Source organism: Marinobacter iranensis, assembly GCF_029207565.1.
GTDB lineage: Bacteria > Pseudomonadota > Gammaproteobacteria > Pseudomonadales > Oleiphilaceae > Marinobacter > Marinobacter iranensis.
This window is the reverse complement of the sequence record NZ_JANCMW010000369.1, coordinates 1-242: the sequence shown is the minus strand read 5'-3', so window position 1 is coordinate 242 and position 242 is coordinate 1. Positions and strand designations below refer to the sequence as shown.

At 65.7% G+C, this 242-nt stretch carries 1 protein-coding gene; it reads right to left on the bottom strand.

What is annotated here, in order from left to right; all coding sequences use genetic code 11:
• Positions 1–242, bottom strand: a 242-nt coding sequence (locus NLU14_RS22745) for a hypothetical protein (protein ID WP_275710879.1), incomplete at both ends; no start/stop codon positions are given.

The window sequence follows — 242 nt, the reverse complement described above, 5'->3', positions numbered from 1 at the left end:
GACTTCTCGTCGATCGCCTTGACGTCGATTACCAACACCGCGGCATAGGTTGCCTGCTGCGTCGAGAGCGAGATACGCGAGCCGGGATCGATGCCGCGGAAACTGCGCACGCCATCCGCATCTTGCGCCCCAGGCCTGCCGGTCTGGTCGAGCTCCTCGGACACCCGCCAGGCGCGCACCGGCCCCTCGTCAAGGGCGGTGCGCTTGTCGTCATAGGCAAGGTCGCGGAAGAAGCCGTGATA